This is a genomic window from Methylophaga sp. UBA2012, assembly GCF_002335235.1.
Taxonomy (GTDB): domain Bacteria; phylum Pseudomonadota; class Gammaproteobacteria; order Nitrosococcales; family Methylophagaceae; genus Methylophaga; species Methylophaga thalassica.
In genome coordinates this window covers 215,441-231,487 of sequence record NZ_DDCG01000005.1, presented here as the reverse complement: position 1 = coordinate 231,487, position 16,047 = coordinate 215,441, and the positions used below count along the sequence as shown (strand labels likewise).

Genomic DNA, 16,047 nt, shown 5'->3' with positions numbered 1-16,047 from the left:
TTCAGTCGATAGACTCCACGGTAAATACCACATTGTTTAAAGCCACAATCCTGACTTTTTTACCTACGGGACTATCAACGCCTTGTATCTTCCATGTTGAATCATCCAATTTTATTTTACCGACGCCATCAACAATAGGGGTTTGTAAAGTAATGATACGACCAATATATTGCTCGCCACGCTTGTTTAAATTAGGTTGATCACTTAACAGAGGATGATCGCGATAATACTGTCGCCAGACAAGAATGCTCACTATCGATAAGAGTGCGAATATTAATAACTGATATTGCCACAATAAGTCTGGAAAAAGTAAGAGGAATAGCCCCGTTATAAACGCAGCAATTCCCATCCATAAAGCAAAAAATGTTGGCAACAGTATTTCGATAATAATCAGGCCAACACCTAATATCCACCAATGCCAGAAATCAACAATAAAGGGCATGATTACGCTCCTTTTTTATTGAACGCTTCTTTTGCCAGTTCCGCGATACCGGCAACGGATCCAATCACATTGCTGGCTTCAAGTGGCATCATAATGATTTTATGATTATCGGCTGAAGCCATATCTTTTAAGGCTTCCACGTATTTTTGTGCGACGAAGTAGTTGATGGCTTGAACATCACCTTTCGCAATGGCTTCTGACACCATCATGGTGGCTTTTGCTTCCGCTTCGGCAAGACGTTCACGCGCTTCAGCATCACGCATAGCGGCTTCAAGACGACCTTCCGCTTCTAATACTGCGGCCTGCTTTTCACCTTCTGCACGTAAAATTTCAGATTGACGATGCCCTTCTGCTTCCAGAATAGATGCACGTTTTGTTCTATCTGCTTTTAACTGGCGGCTCATCGCCTCAACCAGTCCCTGATCCGGTTCCAGATCTTTGATTTCAATCCGCGTGACTTTGACCCCCCAAGGTGTGGTGGCGTCATCCACAACGTTGAGTAACCGCGCATTGATATCATCACGTTTTGATAACAATTCATCCAGATCCATAGAGCCCATCACGGTACGAATATTGGTCATGGTGAGATTTAAGATAGCGTTATCCAGTCCGCTGACTTCGTATGCTGCCTTAGCCGCTTCAATCACCTGAAAGAAGACCACACCATCTACGCGCACGGTGGCATTATCTTTAGTGATAATTTCCTGAGAAGGCACATCCAGCACCTGCTCCATCATATTTATCTTGGCACCGATTCGATCAATGACAGGTACAATCAAATGCAAGCCAGGCGATAATGTTCTAGTGTAACGGCCAAAACGTTCAACGGTATATTCGCGTCCCTGTTGAACTGCCTTGACGCCCATCATGATGACGACCACCATCAACACAACAATAATTAACACAAAACTAGAAAATCCATCCATTATTACACCCTCTCGTTCATCGACATTGATCAAACATATTGTTCAAATAATAGCAGCATTGCTACTTCAGATTGTTTATCACTTGAATAATAGGTTTTATTCAGTGGACAATACATAGAAATACTTCCCGAATAGAGTCATTATGAAAACACAAGCACAGTTTTTTTCACTGTTTATCTTATTCCTGCTTTCAATGGTAAGCACCTCTGCAGCAGCTCAACAGTGGTATAAAGCAGAATTAGTGGTTTTCGAAAGATATAGTGGTGCAAATGCTGAACACTGGCCTGAAATGCGCGCCATTAACAATGGCAGCTTAAGTCCGAGTGCTAACAACAATCTCATCAAACCGGCTGGTACCGGTTTATTATCTGGCGTTGTATCACGACTCAATAATGCGTCCAATTATCGCGTGCTCTACCACCAAGCCTGGCAACAACCGATTATGAGTAAAGGCAGTGCAAGAAGTATTCAAATCAATTCAAGTAATGGTCTGGTCGAAGGCCAAATCAAACTGTATCGGGTTAATTATCTGCATGCTGATATTGATGTCTGGTTTAAAGAAAACGGTAATCTGCCTGTCAGCAGTACTGGCACAGCGACTGAATCACAAACCTACCCCAATAACCCACATCTGAGCCAAATTCGTCGTATCCGTAGTAAAAACTTAATTTACTTTGATCACCCACGTGTGGCAGCCATTCTGGAGATTGTTCCGGTAGCGACACCGGCTTCAGCGGTATCAAAAACACCGGAAACTTATTCTTTACCTGAAAACTAGCCTGATAGCTGTTTCATCACATTGGCGATGATGGTTTTCACATCATCAATGCCACCGGCAAGGGTTTGTTGAATTTCATCCATTGTCAGCACATTATTTGTAATGCCCGCTGCCCAATTAGCCACGACAGCCAATGTCGCATAAGAAAGCTCAGCTTCTCTGGCCAGGCAGGCTTCCGGCATTCCTGTCATCCCGACCAAATCACAACCATCTCTTGCTAAACGACGAATTTCCGCAGCAGTTTCCAGTCTCGGGCCCTGAACCGCGGCATATGTTGCACCATCTAAAGCTGTCAGGCCCGCATCAGCCGCAGCTTTTAATAATATTTCACGCAGTTCTCGATCATAAGGCCAGGTAAAATCAATATGATTATCAGCGCGGAATTGTTCACTAAAAAAGCTTTGTTCCCGACCATGGGTGTAATCAATAATTTGATCCGGCACAGCCAATACACCCGGTGCAAACTTATCTGTAATACCGCCCACCGCGGCAACAGCCAAAATATCGGTGACACCGATGGTTTTCAATGCATGAATGTTCGCCCGGTAATTAATGCGATGCGGCGGAATATTATGCCGATCGCCATGACGTGGTAAAAAAGCCACTTGTTTACCGTTCAACGTGCCTATTTTTATCGCTGCTGAGGGATCACCATAAGGTGTTTCGACGTGTTTTTGTTCCGTTATTTCCAAACCTGGGTACTGCGTCAGACCACTTCCGCCAATGATGCCTAATAAACGCATTTACGACTCCTTCAGAGCATATACAGCGGGCAGATTACGCCAAAAACCACCCATATCCATACCAAATCCAAATACATAGCGGTTGGGTACCGTTAGACCAATATATTCAGGACGAATGCCAACTTTATTATTGTGGTCTTTATCAAATAAACACACACATTTCACTGAAGCAGCCCCTTCACCGACACAATATTCTCTCAGTGCAGCCAAGGTCACACCTTCATCAAAAATATCTTCAATCAGTACCACATGCCGTCCTTGTAATTGGGTGACGGGTTTCGCTTGCCAACGAATATCACCACCCACGGTTTTATCACCATAACGCGTAGCATGAATATAATCCTGTTCCAGCTTAAAGTTCAGGCGAGGTAATAAATGACCCGCAGTGATAACCGAACCATTCATCACACACAGCATGACCGGTAGCTTATCGGCGTAATCCTGCTGTAACTGCTTTGCCAGACTATCCAGTGCGGCGCTTATTTGGTCCATATCAAAAAGCAAATCCGACTTGGATAGCAGTTCGTCATACTCTGTCATTGCATACTCTCTAATTGTAATTCAGGCCTTATAATGACCGATTTGTGCTTAGGATAATTTATGCGCCGTTTCTGGCCTTTAGTCGTGTTTATAATGATTTTTTGCATCGTCTGGCTACTCGCAGATAATGCACAGAAGCCTTTATCAACAGTAAAAAACTATCAGCGGATCATTACCTTATCACCTAGCCTGACAGAAACCGTGTTTGCATTAGGCCTGGGAGATCATGTTGTCGCGGTCACCGATTATTGCGATTATCCAGCACAAGCTCAAGCTTTACCAAGCGTCGGAAGTTACACCAATACCAGCCTTGAAGCCATTACCCGTCTGCAACCCGACTTGGTCATTATGTTAAACGGTCAGCAGCAGCGACAACAACAGTTGGAACAATTAGGAATAAAAACCTTAGTACTTGATAACTCGACGATTGCTGATATTAAAGAAACCATTCAAAAAATAGCGGATCTGACTGACAGGCAAAACGAAGCAGATAAATTACTTACCAGCATTCAGGCTCAGATTGACTACGTACACAACAAAGTCCGTGGCCTTGTCCCGGTCAGAACCTTGGTGGGTATCGCTCACTATGTAAATAGCGATCAACTTGATACAGTTTATATTGCCGGACAACATGACTTTTATAATGAATTACTTAAACTTGCCGGCGGTGTTAACGTATACACCGATACCACAGTTAAAGTCCCTTCCGTATCAGCAGAAGGGATTATTCGGATGAATCCGGATGCCATTATTGACGTTTTTCCGGAACAAAAAGATCATCAATCCGATATGAAACAGGTCATCAAGCAATGGCAATCCCTGCGCAATGTCAATGCAGTAAAACAGCAGCGGATTTATATCATTGAACATGATTATGCGAGCATTCCCGGCCCCCGGATTTTTAAATTATTACCTGAGATGGCGCAGTTATTACATCCAGAACTGGACTGGCAGGATCATCAGCTCAATGATTAAGGTCAAAAACCTCTCAGTACACATCCAGGACAAAATATTGCTGGAGAATATTCAACTTGATATCTCTGATGGCGATTACTGGGTCATTGTCGGTCCCAATGGCTCAGGCAAAAGTACCTTACTGAAAACCCTAATGGGTATTCAAGCTCCTCACTCCGGTCAAATTACCCTGAATCAACGTCATATCAAGCAATACAAACAACGTGAGCGGGCACAATTGATGAGTTATGTGCCTCAAAACAGTGGTCGGGAATTACCTTTCACCGTTGAAGAGTTTGTGAAGATGTCACGTTATAGCTATCACTCCCCATTATCAGAATGGTCCAAGCAAGATCAACTGGCTATTGAAGAAGCCTTGGTGATTACTGACACCCAGTCATTTCGCACACGCCTGATGAAAACCCTTAGCGGCGGTGAATGTCAGCGCGTGATGATTGCGGCCGCCTTAAGCCAACAAACACCGCTCATATTGTTGGATGAACCCACCAGCTATCTTGATCCTCACCATCAGGTAGAAATCCATCAGCTGATTAATCAGCTCAACAAAACACATCAGATGACCGTTATTGAAGTGAGTCATGATATTAATCATGCCGCACATCCTGATAAACAGGTATTAGCGTTACGCGAAGGGAAAGTCTTGTGGCAAGGCAGCGGCCCGGAATTACTCGATAAACAGCGACTGAAGCAACTCTACCAGCAAGATTTTACCTTTGTTGTACATCCGACTAATCAGCGCTTATTTGCAATGGCAGAAACACCATGACCTCATTGCATAAATTGATACTTATTACCCTGAGCAGTTTTGTCGTTGCTTTTGCTGCACCCTGGATAGGCCTAGGTGATATTAAAAATGTGATTGTTCAACAACAAATTCTGCTGGATATTCGCCTGCCACGGGTGTTGTTTGCCTTTGTTGCCGGTGCAGGCTTATCCCTCTGTGGCATGGTGTTTCAGGCCATGTTTCATAATCCTTTAGCCACGCCTTTTACACTCGGTGTCGCCAGTGGCGCTTCTTTTGGCGCAGCTTGTACAGTATTTTTGGGATTAAATGTCACATTACTTGGATTTGACGTTATTACCGTAGGTGCTTTTATTGGCGCGCTGGTCGCCATTACCTTTGTCTTTTTTATCAGCCAATTACAACGTGGTTTTTCCAGTGAAACCTTACTACTCACCGGTGTAGCGACCAGTTTCTTTTTCTCCAGTCTGATTTTGTTTATTCAATACCTCAGTGATATGACCGATTCTTTTATGATCATGCGGTGGCTGATGGGAGGATTGAGTTCAGCCAGTTATCACTCGCTATTACAGCTTATTCCGATAGTGACAATCAGTACGGCTATCATTTTATGGCTGAGCCGTGAATTAAACCTGTTAATGGCCGGTGACGATATCGCTTTAAGTCGTGGTGTTTCAGTAAAACAGGTACGTTACCTGTTATTTTTCTCCACCTCTTTATGTGTGGGTGGCATTGTCGCCTTATGTGGCCCGATTGGTTTTATAGGCATGATGGTGCCGCATATCTGTCGATTGTTAATCGGTACCGATCATCGCTGGTTGACACCTGCAACCCTTATGTTTGGCGGTGGCTTTTTAATTCTGTGCGATGCTGTTGCCAGACTGCTTATTGCTCCCGCAGAAATCCCTGTCGGCGTTATTACTACCCTGCTGGGCGGCCCATTTTTTCTGTGGCTGTTAATTAAACGTCGACAACGTTAATTCAGGATCTGCTACTCTCTGCCAAGATCTCAAAGGGCTATGCTGATGCAGACATCAAGACGACAGTTTCTACAATGGGGACTAACCTCAACATTGCTTTTACATGCGCCTTTATCACTGGCGGAAAAGCTAAAACAGCCGCCCAGACATATTGCTTTTGATAATCTGCATACCGGTGAAAAACTTGAGCTGACCTACTGGGAAGAAGGGTTTTATCAGCCCGAAGCACTGAAACAGGTCAATCATATTCTGCGTGATCATCGAACTGGTGAACAAATGCCCATCGACCGACATCTGATTGATTTACTTAACGTATTACATAAAAAAGTCGAGAGTAAAAAACCGTTTCAAATCATCTCTGGTTATCGCTCCAGTCAAACGAATTCCATGCTCAGAAAAACCAGCGATGGTGTGGCCAAAAAGAGTCTGCATATGGTCGGTAAAGCAATTGATGTGCGCTTAGCTGATGTGGAACTAAGTCAACTGCGTCAAGCAGCACTAGAGTTGAATGTCGGTGGTGTAGGGTATTATCCAAAATCGAATTTTATCCATCTCGACACCGGTCGGCCACGGCACTGGAAAGGTTAATCTAACTCGTTCAGTAATCGCTCTGCCAGCTCCCTGACACGCTGCATTTGTTTCTGATAATTTCGGGAAAAGCGCTCATGCTGTTTTTTCATTTCCTCATGTCTTAGCTGCATTTTTCGATGCATTTTCTGATGTTTTTCCAGATCGATATGGCTCGGGCAAGTCGTTAAACAATGTTCATCAAGGCCACACTCATAACGAACGATTTCCGTATTGTGCTCATCGATACGTTGTTTATGTTTTTCAATACTTGATGAATGCTCTGGTAAGGATTTTTCCAGTAAGTAAATGAGCGCCACCATACGCTGTGTTGAGTGCTGCCAGTGTTCAATTTCCTGCTGCCAGCGCTGATCATCTTCCTGCCACTTTTGATTATAGTGTTTGAGCTGTTCTCTTTCTTCCATTGCGTTCATACCAACACCCTTGTGTTATGCAGCTGCTTATCAAAATTATCTGACAAAAATATTAGCGCTGAAATTCATCAGTCAGCACGGTAAATTTGCCTTATTTTTTATGAATTATTCATAGCAGGACAGCGACGTTAAATAAACGTAAAATAACGAGATTTATTTCAGTTTCAGGAAACACCATGTCCCATATTGTCGTTTGTGCGTTATATAAGTTTGTCACGCTAGACAATTACACCGAGTTAAAAGCGCCGTTACTTGATTTCATGCTCGAACACGAGGTTCGTGGCACATTATTGCTGGCACAAGAAGGTATTAACGGCACCGTTGCAGGCTCAAGAGAAGCCATCGATGCCTTGCTGGCTTATCTGCAACAGGATCCGCGACTGGACCCGATAAGTTACAAAGAATCCTTCACGGATACCGCGCCCTTCATGCGTACCCGGGTCAAACTCAAAAAAGAAATCGTCACCATGGGTGTAGAAGGTATTGATCCAAAACAAGTCGTCGGCACGTATGTAAAACCCAAACAGTGGAACGAACTGATCTCTGCCTCAGATGTGTTATTAATCGATACCCGTAATGATTATGAAGTTCAGGTGGGTACTTTCAAAAACGCAGTTAATCCACAAACAGAGAGCTTTAGAGAGTTTCCTGATTATGTGAAATCGCATCTGGATCCTGAAAAACACAAGCGTGTCGCCATGTTCTGCACCGGCGGTATTCGCTGTGAAAAATCTACCGCATTCCTCAAAGAACAAGGGTTTGAAGAGGTATACCATCTGGAAGGCGGCATTCTGAAATACCTGGAAGAAGTCCCCGCAGAAGAATCCATGTGGGAAGGTGAATGTTTTGTGTTTGATGATCGCGTCACGGTGAATCACAACTTGGAAAAGGGCGATTATGACCAATGTCACGCCTGCCGCCTGCCCATCACTGAAGAAGAAAAACAAAGCCCGCTTTATCAAAAAGGCGTGAGCTGTCCGCATTGTTACGACAAAACCACACCGGAACAAAAAGCCCGTTATGCTGAGCGCGAAAAGCAAATTCAACTAGCCAGACAACGTGGTGAAGCTCATATCGGTGTAGAAACTCAGGAAGCAGTTGAAAAACATCGTGCAGAGAAAAAACGTCGTCGCGAATTAGATCGTCAGGCAGCCAATAAAAAGGCTTGATATGTATCTACTCCGCCTTCTCTGTCTGAGCTTTTGTTTAGGGTTTAATCCAGTCTGGGCTAGCGAACATGATGTTGCTGTCGCCACTGCTCACCCATTAGCCACACAAGCAGGTATTGAAATTCTACAACAAGGCGGCAACGCTTTTGATGCCGCTGTAGCCGTTACTGCCGCCTTAGCCGTAGTCGAACCAGCAGGTTCAGGTCTGGGTGGTGGCGGTTTCTGGTTGCTGCATCAGGCAGAAACCAATAAAGATATCATGCTAGATGGACGTGAAATGGCACCGGGTAAAGCCAGTGCAGATATGTATCTCAATAAACAAGGCGAGTTTAAACAATCACGTTCACTCAATGGCCCACTTGCTGCCGGCATTCCCGGTGTGCCTGCCGGTATCGTTTATCTAAGCGAACACTATGGCAAACTGCCCCTTAAACAAAGCCTGGCACCGGCTATTCGTTATGCCTTGGAAGGCTTCGCAGCGGGTCAGCACTACACAGATATGGCGCGCTTTCGGTTGCCGGTATTAAAGCAATATGCTGCCAGCCGTCAGCAGTTTCTTAAGTATGGGCAAGTCCCCAGTGCGGGCACTATCATTAAACAGCCTGATTTAGCGCATACTCTTAATAGCATTGCCGAACAAGGCAAAGCAGGTTTTTACCATGGCGAGATAGCCGAGCGTTTAGTGCAAGCTGTTCAGCAACAAGGTGGCATCTGGACTTTAGATGATTTACAGCGTTATGAAGTCAAACTCAGACAGCCTATAAAAGGTCACTATCAAGGTTATACCATCACCTCTGCAACACTTCCTTCTTCCGGCGGTATAGTGATGGTTAATGCATTAAATCAGCTCTCTGCTTTTGACTTAAGCGATACAGATATCACACAAAAACGTCATCTGGTGATCGAAGCTATGCGTCGGGCATATCGAGATCGTAGTCGTTTTCTGGGTGATGCTGATTTTGTAGCTATTCCTGACTACTTAACCTCAGTCGACTATGGCAAACAACTCAGTGACACGATTGATCCTGTCCATGCTACGCCTAGTTCAGATGTCGCAGACAAAACCATTGAAGGTGAAGACACCACTCACTTTTCCATAATGGACAGTCAGGGCAACCGGGTGGCCGCGACCTTAAGTGTGAATTACCCCTTTGGTTCAGGCTTTGTTGCAGAAGGTACCGGGGTCTTATTGAATGATGAAATGGATGATTTCTCTGCCCCTTCCGGTGCTGCCAATGTCTATGGTTTGGTAGGGAATGAAGCCAATGCTATCGCCCCCTATAAACGCCCGCTGTCGAGTATGACACCGACCTTTGTCGAAAATAACGATGAGTTATTAATTACTGGCACACCTGGTGGCAGTCGCATTATCAGTATGGTTTTACTCAGCGTGCTTGATTTTGTCGAAGGCAAAACTGCACAAGCTATCGTTGCCGCACCGCGTTATCATCATCAATATTTGCCAGATGAAGTGCAAGTAGAAAATGTCGGATTCAGTGAGCAGGAACTGGATGCACTGAAACAACGTGGTCATTACATCAGCCCGCTGTCACGCCAGTACGGTGATATGCACATTATCATCCAAGACAAACATAACGGCACACTGAGTGCGGCCAGCGATCCTCGTGGTGAAGGTCAGGCGACAGTCACCACGCTGAAAAAATAATCACAGCCGCATTTTTTGCGGCATGATGCCTTTTCTGGCTTGCGCTAATGCGCTGGTTTCTAAAATAATCAAACCCACCACGGTGAGTGAAATCGGGATCAGACAAAACCAGCCAATAACAGCAAGCTGAATGATTCGCATATTCGGATCTTCCTGTCCTTGTAACACCGCCCAGGCGATAATAAATAAGACGAGTGAGACGACATAGGACACGATAAGAAAACGACTACGTCGCCATGCACACTGCCAGTGAGCTAATACCAGCGCTGTTTTATTGGCTGGTCTATGCGCTTGAATCCAGATCGATAAAATCATCATCAGTGAACAAGCGATCGGCACAGCAAAGATCAGCCACAGATTTTCAGTGGCAAAAAGAACGGCAGGTAATAAAAAGTGAAAGATAGCGATATTAAACATCATCCGCTCATGCGGCTGACTGGCGAGATGTGCAGTGTTATCAGTTTCAGACATAAAGACTCCCCTATTGATTATTTCGCACCTTTGCGTGCATCAGATAAAGCGGTCATTTCCAACATAAATAAAACTAAAACCATCAATAAAATAGGCACAGCAGCAATTCGGCTAAACACCACGAGCATAATGGTCGCCATATTGTGATCCGGCTGAACAGACGAAAGCAGCCAAGCCACCAGCATAATCAGAGCAGACACACCATAGCTGATAAGCAACCACTGAGCATGTCGCCATGCCAACTGCCAATGCTGCTGAATCAACACAGTATCATATTGAGCAAACTTGGCTTTCCAGGCAATCCAGCCTATGCTGACTAAAGCGCCAATCAGTGCAACACTCAAAATCCAGGCAATATGCCCGGAGCTGAATGCAGCCACAGGAAGTAATAAATGAAACAAGGCAAGATTGATCATCATTCGTTCGTGCGGCAGACTGGCTTCTTTTATATCATTGTTCATCATTTCATCCATTAACATTTGCTAATATAGCTTTATGATGAACCTGATAGACAGTCATTGCCACCTTGATTTTGATGCTTTTGATGAAGACAGAGAAAAAATTCTTTCTGAATGTGCTTCTTCCGGCATCCAACAGATCATCGTACCCGGCGTTACTGTATCCCAGTGGCCAAAACTCATTAAAACGTGTGCCCAGTATCCGGCGCTTAGGCTGGCTTTGGGCTTACATCCGATGTTTATGGCAGAGCATAAGCCTGAGCATATTGATCAGTTACGCACAGCATTAATACAGAACAAAGCGATTGCGGTTGGTGAAATCGGTCTCGACTTTTTTATTGCCGATGCTGACAAAAATGCACAAACTGAGCTATTTAAAGCACAACTGAAATTAGCTGCTGAATTCAACTTGCCAGTGATTCTTCATGTGCGCAAAGCGCATGATGAAGTGTTAAAACTGCTGAGAGAAATTAAGGTGTCCGGCGGCATTGTGCATGCTTTTAATGGTAGCCTGCAGCAGGCAGAGCATTATCAAAAACTGGGATTTTTATTTGGGGCTGGTGGCGCCATTACCTATCCTCGGGCCAACAAATTGAAAAGCTTGTTTAGTCAATTGCCAGAAAAACATATTGTGCTAGAAACGGATGCGCCGGATATGCCTCTGGCGGGTTATCAAGGGCAGAGAAATACGCCAGAACGACTTCCCATGATTTTAAGCATGCTGGCGGAACTTCGTCAGGTATCAGAGCAATCGCTGGCAGCGGCTACCACAGCCAACTGCCAGAGAGTGTTTCATCTTTCTTAATCGTGATGACCAATTTCACCTTCCGTGAATAAATAGTCTTTCAACTGATCATTAAACTTAGGATCACGACGACGAATCCATTCCAAAGTCATCGCAGCATGTTCTTTTTCTTCATCACGATTATGTTCCAGAATCTTTTTCAATTCCGGATCATGACAGGCATCTACCCGTTGGTTGTACCAGTCAACAGCTTCAAGTTCTTCCATCAATGAAACAATGGCACGATGCATATCGCGAGTTTCATTGGATAATTCTTCAATAGGTTCGTGATAGCCTTCACTTGAACCGGCCATAAAAAGCTCCTCTCTCTTAAAAGTTGGTTGTATACGACGTTCTTGTGAACGATGCTAAAACTAGCATGTACAGCGATAAGTTGGCACTATCAAAGGTTAAAAAACACCATAAATAATTCTCGGGATAACCATGGCAAATAAAGATATTTCACTGATTCTAGATACTGTTAACGACATTATTATTGGAAAACAACAACCTATAAAACTGGCACTAGCCTGTCTGTTAGCCAGAGGCCATTTGCTGATTGAAGATCTGCCCGGTGTAGGCAAAACCACGCTCGCTCACACGCTTGCGGCCACCATGGGGCTGACTTTTCAACGCATTCAATTCACCAGCGATATGTTGCCAGCCGATATTATTGGTATCAGTGTCTATGATCGTGAATCGTCCAGATTTCATTTTCATCCCGGACCGGTTTTTACTCAGTTTATTCTGGCTGATGAAGTGAATCGCGCCTCACCGCGCACCCAAAGCGCACTGCTTGAAGCCATGGAAGAACAGCAAGTCACTGTAGATAACGAAACCTTAAATCTGCCTGAGCCATTTTTTGTGATTGCCACGCAAAACCCCAGCCATCAAATTGGCACCTTTCCCTTACCTGAGTCCCAACTGGATCGTTTCCTGATGAGGATTGAGCTGGGCTATCCCGATGCTAAAGCGGAACGACAATTACTGATGGGCTCAGATCGTCGTCAGCTGTTAAAACAACTTCAGGCGGTCACTTCAGCGGAATCATTACTGACACTGCAACAACAAGCCAGCCAAGTTATTGTGTCTCATGCGCTGGTTGATTATCTGCAAAAAATTCTGCAGCACACGCGTGAGTCTGGTCATTATCACCATGGCCTGTCTCCCAGAGCCGGCTTAGGTTTACTCAGTGCAGCAAAAGCCTGGGCGTTTATTGCAGGTCGCGATCATGTTTTGCCCGAAGATGTACAAGCTGTTTTACCTAGTGTGGTCAATCATCGTTTGCAATTAGTTGATGAAACACAAAAGCCAGACTGGATAGATAGTTTAATTCAACACGTCCCTATTCCTTAACGATGGTTAACAGCATGACTCAGCTCTGGCAAAAATGGCAGCAGCGTCAGCGGCAACGGATTTTTATCATGCCGTCAGCGTATGGTTATGCGTATGTCGTATTACTGCTAATCATGTTGCTGGGAGCGATTAACTACAATAACAGCCTGGGGTATTTACTGTGTTTTTTACTGGTCGGCCTGGGTCAGGTTGCCATGCACCACAGTCACCGCAATATCAAAGGGCTGAGTGTCAATGTACATGGGCTCGATTCTGTTTTTAGCGGCCAGCCAGCACAGTTTCGGCTGACTACCACCAATCACAAACCTTATCCCAGTTATCAGCTTGAGGTGCGGCATAAAAGCAGTGCCAAGAAGTCACGTTGGCCATTTATCAAACGCTATCAATCACTGCAGTCATTAGATGTGGTTGATAGTAATAATAACCAGTCATCAACCCTCAGCATTCCAACGCAACAGCGTGGTTGGCAGTCATTAAATACCCTCAGCCTTGTCAGTTTTTACCCTTTGGGTCTGTTTCAGTGCTGGACATTATATAAAACCACAGCTCAGGTGCTGGTTTACCCTAGCCCTGAAGGTCAAAAACCCCTTCCGATAACCGCTCAGACTGGACAGGAGTCACATCAAAAAGAACAGCATGGCGAAGATGACTTTGCTGGCTTAAGACCTTATCGTGAAGGCGAAGCTCTGCATCGCGTTGCCTGGAAAGCGATGGCACGTGATGATCAGATGCGCAGTAAACAATTCTCCTCTCCACAAGGCAGAGAGCTGCTATTTCGTTGGGAGGATGTGATGGATCTGAAAGACACTGAACAAAAATTATCTCAGCTCTGCCAGTGGATTTGTCAGGCAGAACAACAAGGCGATCGTTATGGCTTGATCTTACCTCAAACCAAAGTATCGCCTTCACATGGCCCATCACATCAGCAGCATTGTTTCAAACAGTTGGCATTGTTTGATGAAAAAAGCTGATTTATCGCCACCACAATCTACGATAAACGCATTAATTATCGCATTATCCATTGGCGCGATTCCGCATATCATCTATCAACCAGCGTGGGTGGGCATGATGTTTGTCATCATGATCAGCTGGCGCTTATTACATCACTGGAAAGGCTGGCCTTTGCCTGCAGCGAGTCGCTGGCTAAAAATGTTACACAACGGTACAGCCCTGCTGACCATCGTGATCCTGATCGCTCAATTTGGCCTCACAATTGGCCGTGATGCAGGTGCTGCTTTGCTGACTATGATGCTGGCGTTTAAGGTCGTCGAAATACGCTCTCTACGTGACTTTTACCTCAGCTGTTTCCTGGGTTTCTTTTTAGTTATCACCAACTTTTTTTATAGCCAAAGTGTATTTATGGTGATGTTAATGCTGATTGTTGTCATCGCTCTGGGGTATTGCTTACTCAGTGTGAACAGTCAGGCAAGCGCACTCAATATCAAACAACGCTTATGGTTATCCAGCAAAATGGTGTTACAAGCCACTCCGATGATGCTGTTTTTGTTTGTATTGTTCCCACGAATCTCTGGCCCAATCTGGGGTTTACCACAAGATGCTAATGCTAGTCAGTCTGCTCAAATGACAGAGCAACTGACCTTAGGTGATTTACCGCCATCACAGGGAATGTCAGGCATTAATGATCAGATCCAAATGGGTAAAATCAGTCAGCTTATTCAGTCTGACGCCATCGCGTTTCGGGTGAAGTTTACTGACAATGAGCTTCCGCCAAGTGCAAAACTGTATTGGCGTGGTCCCGTTTTGTGGACAACAGATGGCACCGTCTGGTCGCCAATAGCAGAAAAACAATTACAGTCACAACAACCCCATATTCAGGTTTCAGGATCGTCATACCGCTATCAGATGACCTTGGAACCACACAATAAAACCTGGTTATTCGCCCTCGACTTTCCAACAGAACAGCCACAACCCCTTGCAAGCCACCTCACCAGCGATGGACAATTAAATAGTGATAAGCCGATAAAACAACGCACGCAATATTCGCTGACATCCAGCCCGTCTTACACATTTAATGCAGCGGCAGAACCGAACCTTCATGCAGCATTGCAATTACCCGAAGGCAAACATCCCCAGACACTCGCTCTGGCAAAACAATGGCAACAACAGACCGACACGCCTCAGCAGTACATCAACACTGCGTTAGCATTTTTTAAAAACGATGGTTTTGTGTATTCATTAAGCCCGCCAAGATTAAATGGCGATACCGTCGATCAGTTTTTATTTCAAACCAAAGAAGGTTTTTGTGAGCATTATGCTGCCAGCTTTACCGTGTTGATGCGGGCAGCAGGCATTCCAGCTCGGATTGTCACCGGCTATTTAGGCGGCGATCTTAACCCTGTAGATGATGTGCTGACTGTCAGACAGCGTGATGCTCACGCCTGGACAGAAGTCTGGTTGCCCCAGCAAGGTTGGCTACGCATTGACCCTACGTCCGCAGTATCTCAACAGCGTATCGTTCAAGGCATTGGCCGGCTGTTACCTCCAGGCAGACAATCCCCGGCGATGCTGGGTGACAATAACCAACTCGTCGTCGCTTGGAATAGTCTGAAAAATAACTGGAATGCCTTTAATACCGCCTGGGATATGTGGGTCGTATCATTCGGGCCAGAACGTCAGCTTGAGCTGTTATCAAAACTCGGTATGTCCAATCCCAACTGGCAAAAAATGACTGTTGTGTTGACGCTCTTATTTGTTCTGACCGGATTGGTCATGATGCTCAGCGTCTGGTTTAAACGACCGCATCACGATCCAGGGGTAGCCTTGTATCAGCGATTCTGTAAAAAGCTTGCCAGACTAGGTATAGAAAAAGCAGACCATGAGGGACCACAGGATTTCGCCATGCGCGCGCAAGCGGCTTTACCCGAATATCACCATCAAATCGATAGAATTACCTCACTGTTTACAGCATGGCGTTATCGCCAGCAGGATGAACAGACACTGTCTTCCTTGCGTGAACAGATAAAGGCTTTTACTCCAAAGCGTTAAGTCGCTTTGC

Annotated in this window: 19 protein-coding genes; 11 read left to right on the top strand and 8 right to left on the bottom strand. The window is 45.0% G+C overall.

Annotated features, from left to right (window positions below):
- Position 1 precedes the first annotated feature (1 nt).
- Together B2248_RS05945 and B2248_RS05940 are read right to left on the bottom strand one after the other, a co-directional pair.
- Positions 2 to 442, bottom strand: coding sequence for an NfeD family protein (locus B2248_RS05945; protein WP_273182365.1), 441 nt, complete (start codon positions 440 to 442; stop codon positions 2 to 4).
- Between the two features lie 2 nt (positions 443 to 444).
- The gene (locus tag B2248_RS05940; RefSeq protein WP_007145822.1) at positions 445 to 1,368 is read right to left on the bottom strand and encodes an SPFH domain-containing protein; all 924 of its coding nucleotides are present in this window, start codon (positions 1,366 to 1,368) and stop codon (positions 445 to 447) included.
- A gap of 142 nt (positions 1,369 to 1,510) precedes the next feature.
- Here B2248_RS05940 and B2248_RS05935 point away from each other — a divergent pair, with 142 nt between their 5' ends.
- Positions 1,511 to 2,146 (top strand): CsiV family protein, encoded by a 636-nt coding sequence (locus tag B2248_RS05935; RefSeq protein ID WP_273182367.1) that lies wholly within the window; start codon positions 1,511 to 1,513, stop codon positions 2,144 to 2,146.
- On the opposite strand, the gene B2248_RS05930 is transcribed toward B2248_RS05935, so the two are convergent.
- Positions 2,143 to 2,889: an S-methyl-5'-thioinosine phosphorylase gene (locus B2248_RS05930; RefSeq protein WP_273182369.1), complete on the bottom strand. Its 747-nt coding sequence runs from the start codon at positions 2,887 to 2,889 to the stop codon at positions 2,143 to 2,145. The genes B2248_RS05935 and B2248_RS05930 overlap by 4 nt on opposite strands.
- Complete coding sequence (locus B2248_RS05925; protein WP_273182372.1) at positions 2,890 to 3,429, bottom strand: hypoxanthine-guanine phosphoribosyltransferase; 540 nt, start codon at positions 3,427 to 3,429, stop codon at positions 2,890 to 2,892.
- Between the two features lie 60 nt (positions 3,430 to 3,489).
- Here B2248_RS05925 and B2248_RS05920 point away from each other — a divergent pair, with 60 nt between their 5' ends.
- Genes B2248_RS05920 through B2248_RS05905 form a run of 4 tightly spaced genes read left to right on the top strand, consistent with a single transcriptional unit; the run spans position 3,490 to position 6,714 of the window.
- Positions 3,490 to 4,404 (top strand): ABC transporter substrate-binding protein, encoded by a 915-nt coding sequence (locus tag B2248_RS05920; RefSeq protein ID WP_273182374.1) that lies wholly within the window; start codon positions 3,490 to 3,492, stop codon positions 4,402 to 4,404.
- Positions 4,397 to 5,170, top strand: a complete 774-nt coding sequence (locus B2248_RS05915) for an ABC transporter ATP-binding protein (protein ID WP_273182377.1) — start codon at positions 4,397 to 4,399, stop codon at positions 5,168 to 5,170. Before B2248_RS05920 ends, B2248_RS05915 begins: the two co-directional genes overlap by 8 nt.
- Positions 5,167 to 6,126, top strand: coding sequence for a FecCD family ABC transporter permease (locus tag B2248_RS05910; RefSeq protein WP_273182379.1), 960 nt, complete (start codon positions 5,167 to 5,169; stop codon positions 6,124 to 6,126). Before B2248_RS05915 ends, B2248_RS05910 begins: the two co-directional genes overlap by 4 nt.
- Positions 6,127 to 6,171: 45 nt before the next feature.
- The gene (locus B2248_RS05905; protein ID WP_273182381.1) at positions 6,172 to 6,714 is read left to right on the top strand and encodes a YcbK family protein; all 543 of its coding nucleotides are present in this window, start codon (positions 6,172 to 6,174) and stop codon (positions 6,712 to 6,714) included.
- On the opposite strand, the gene B2248_RS05900 is transcribed toward B2248_RS05905, so the two are convergent.
- Positions 6,711 to 7,127 (bottom strand): hypothetical protein, encoded by a 417-nt coding sequence (locus B2248_RS05900; RefSeq protein ID WP_273182384.1) that lies wholly within the window; start codon positions 7,125 to 7,127, stop codon positions 6,711 to 6,713. The genes B2248_RS05905 and B2248_RS05900 overlap by 4 nt on opposite strands.
- Before the next feature lie 176 nt (positions 7,128 to 7,303).
- On the opposite strand from B2248_RS05900, the gene B2248_RS05895 reads away from it, so the two are divergent.
- Together B2248_RS05895 and ggt are read left to right on the top strand one after the other, a co-directional pair.
- Positions 7,304 to 8,296 (top strand): rhodanese-related sulfurtransferase, encoded by a 993-nt coding sequence (locus B2248_RS05895; protein WP_273182387.1) that lies wholly within the window; start codon positions 7,304 to 7,306, stop codon positions 8,294 to 8,296.
- A 1-nt stretch (position 8,297) separates the two neighbouring features.
- Positions 8,298 to 9,962, top strand: a complete 1,665-nt coding sequence (ggt, locus tag B2248_RS05890) for a gamma-glutamyltransferase (protein WP_273182389.1) — start codon at positions 8,298 to 8,300, stop codon at positions 9,960 to 9,962.
- On the opposite strand, the gene B2248_RS05885 is transcribed toward ggt, so the two are convergent.
- Complete coding sequence (locus B2248_RS05885) at positions 9,963 to 10,433, bottom strand: hypothetical protein (RefSeq protein ID WP_273182391.1); 471 nt, start codon at positions 10,431 to 10,433, stop codon at positions 9,963 to 9,965.
- A 17-nt stretch (positions 10,434 to 10,450) separates the two neighbouring features.
- On the bottom strand, positions 10,451 to 10,894 hold the full coding sequence (locus B2248_RS05880; RefSeq protein WP_273182394.1) for a hypothetical protein: 444 nt from the start codon (positions 10,892 to 10,894) through the stop codon (positions 10,451 to 10,453).
- A 37-nt stretch (positions 10,895 to 10,931) separates the two neighbouring features.
- Between B2248_RS05880 and B2248_RS05875 the strand changes: the two genes are divergently transcribed.
- Positions 10,932 to 11,696, top strand: a complete 765-nt coding sequence (locus tag B2248_RS05875; protein ID WP_273182395.1) for a TatD family hydrolase — start codon at positions 10,932 to 10,934, stop codon at positions 11,694 to 11,696.
- On the opposite strand, the gene B2248_RS05870 is transcribed toward B2248_RS05875, so the two are convergent.
- Complete coding sequence (locus B2248_RS05870; RefSeq protein ID WP_273182397.1) at positions 11,693 to 11,989, bottom strand: ferritin-like domain-containing protein; 297 nt, start codon at positions 11,987 to 11,989, stop codon at positions 11,693 to 11,695. The two genes, B2248_RS05875 and B2248_RS05870, sit on opposite strands and share 4 nt — an antisense overlap.
- A 130-nt stretch (positions 11,990 to 12,119) precedes the next feature.
- Between B2248_RS05870 and B2248_RS05865 the strand changes: the two genes are divergently transcribed.
- From B2248_RS05865 to B2248_RS05855, 3 genes are read left to right on the top strand one after another with little or no spacing between them, the layout of a single operon-like run.
- Positions 12,120 to 13,031, top strand: a complete 912-nt coding sequence (locus tag B2248_RS05865) for an AAA family ATPase (protein WP_273182399.1) — start codon at positions 12,120 to 12,122, stop codon at positions 13,029 to 13,031.
- Between the two features lie 14 nt (positions 13,032 to 13,045).
- Positions 13,046 to 14,002 (top strand): DUF58 domain-containing protein, encoded by a 957-nt coding sequence (locus B2248_RS05860; RefSeq protein WP_273182402.1) that lies wholly within the window; start codon positions 13,046 to 13,048, stop codon positions 14,000 to 14,002.
- Positions 13,989 to 16,037 (top strand): transglutaminase TgpA family protein, encoded by a 2,049-nt coding sequence (locus tag B2248_RS05855; protein ID WP_273182404.1) that lies wholly within the window; start codon positions 13,989 to 13,991, stop codon positions 16,035 to 16,037. Before B2248_RS05860 ends, B2248_RS05855 begins: the two co-directional genes overlap by 14 nt.
- Positions 16,038 to 16,047: the final 10 nt, after the last annotated feature.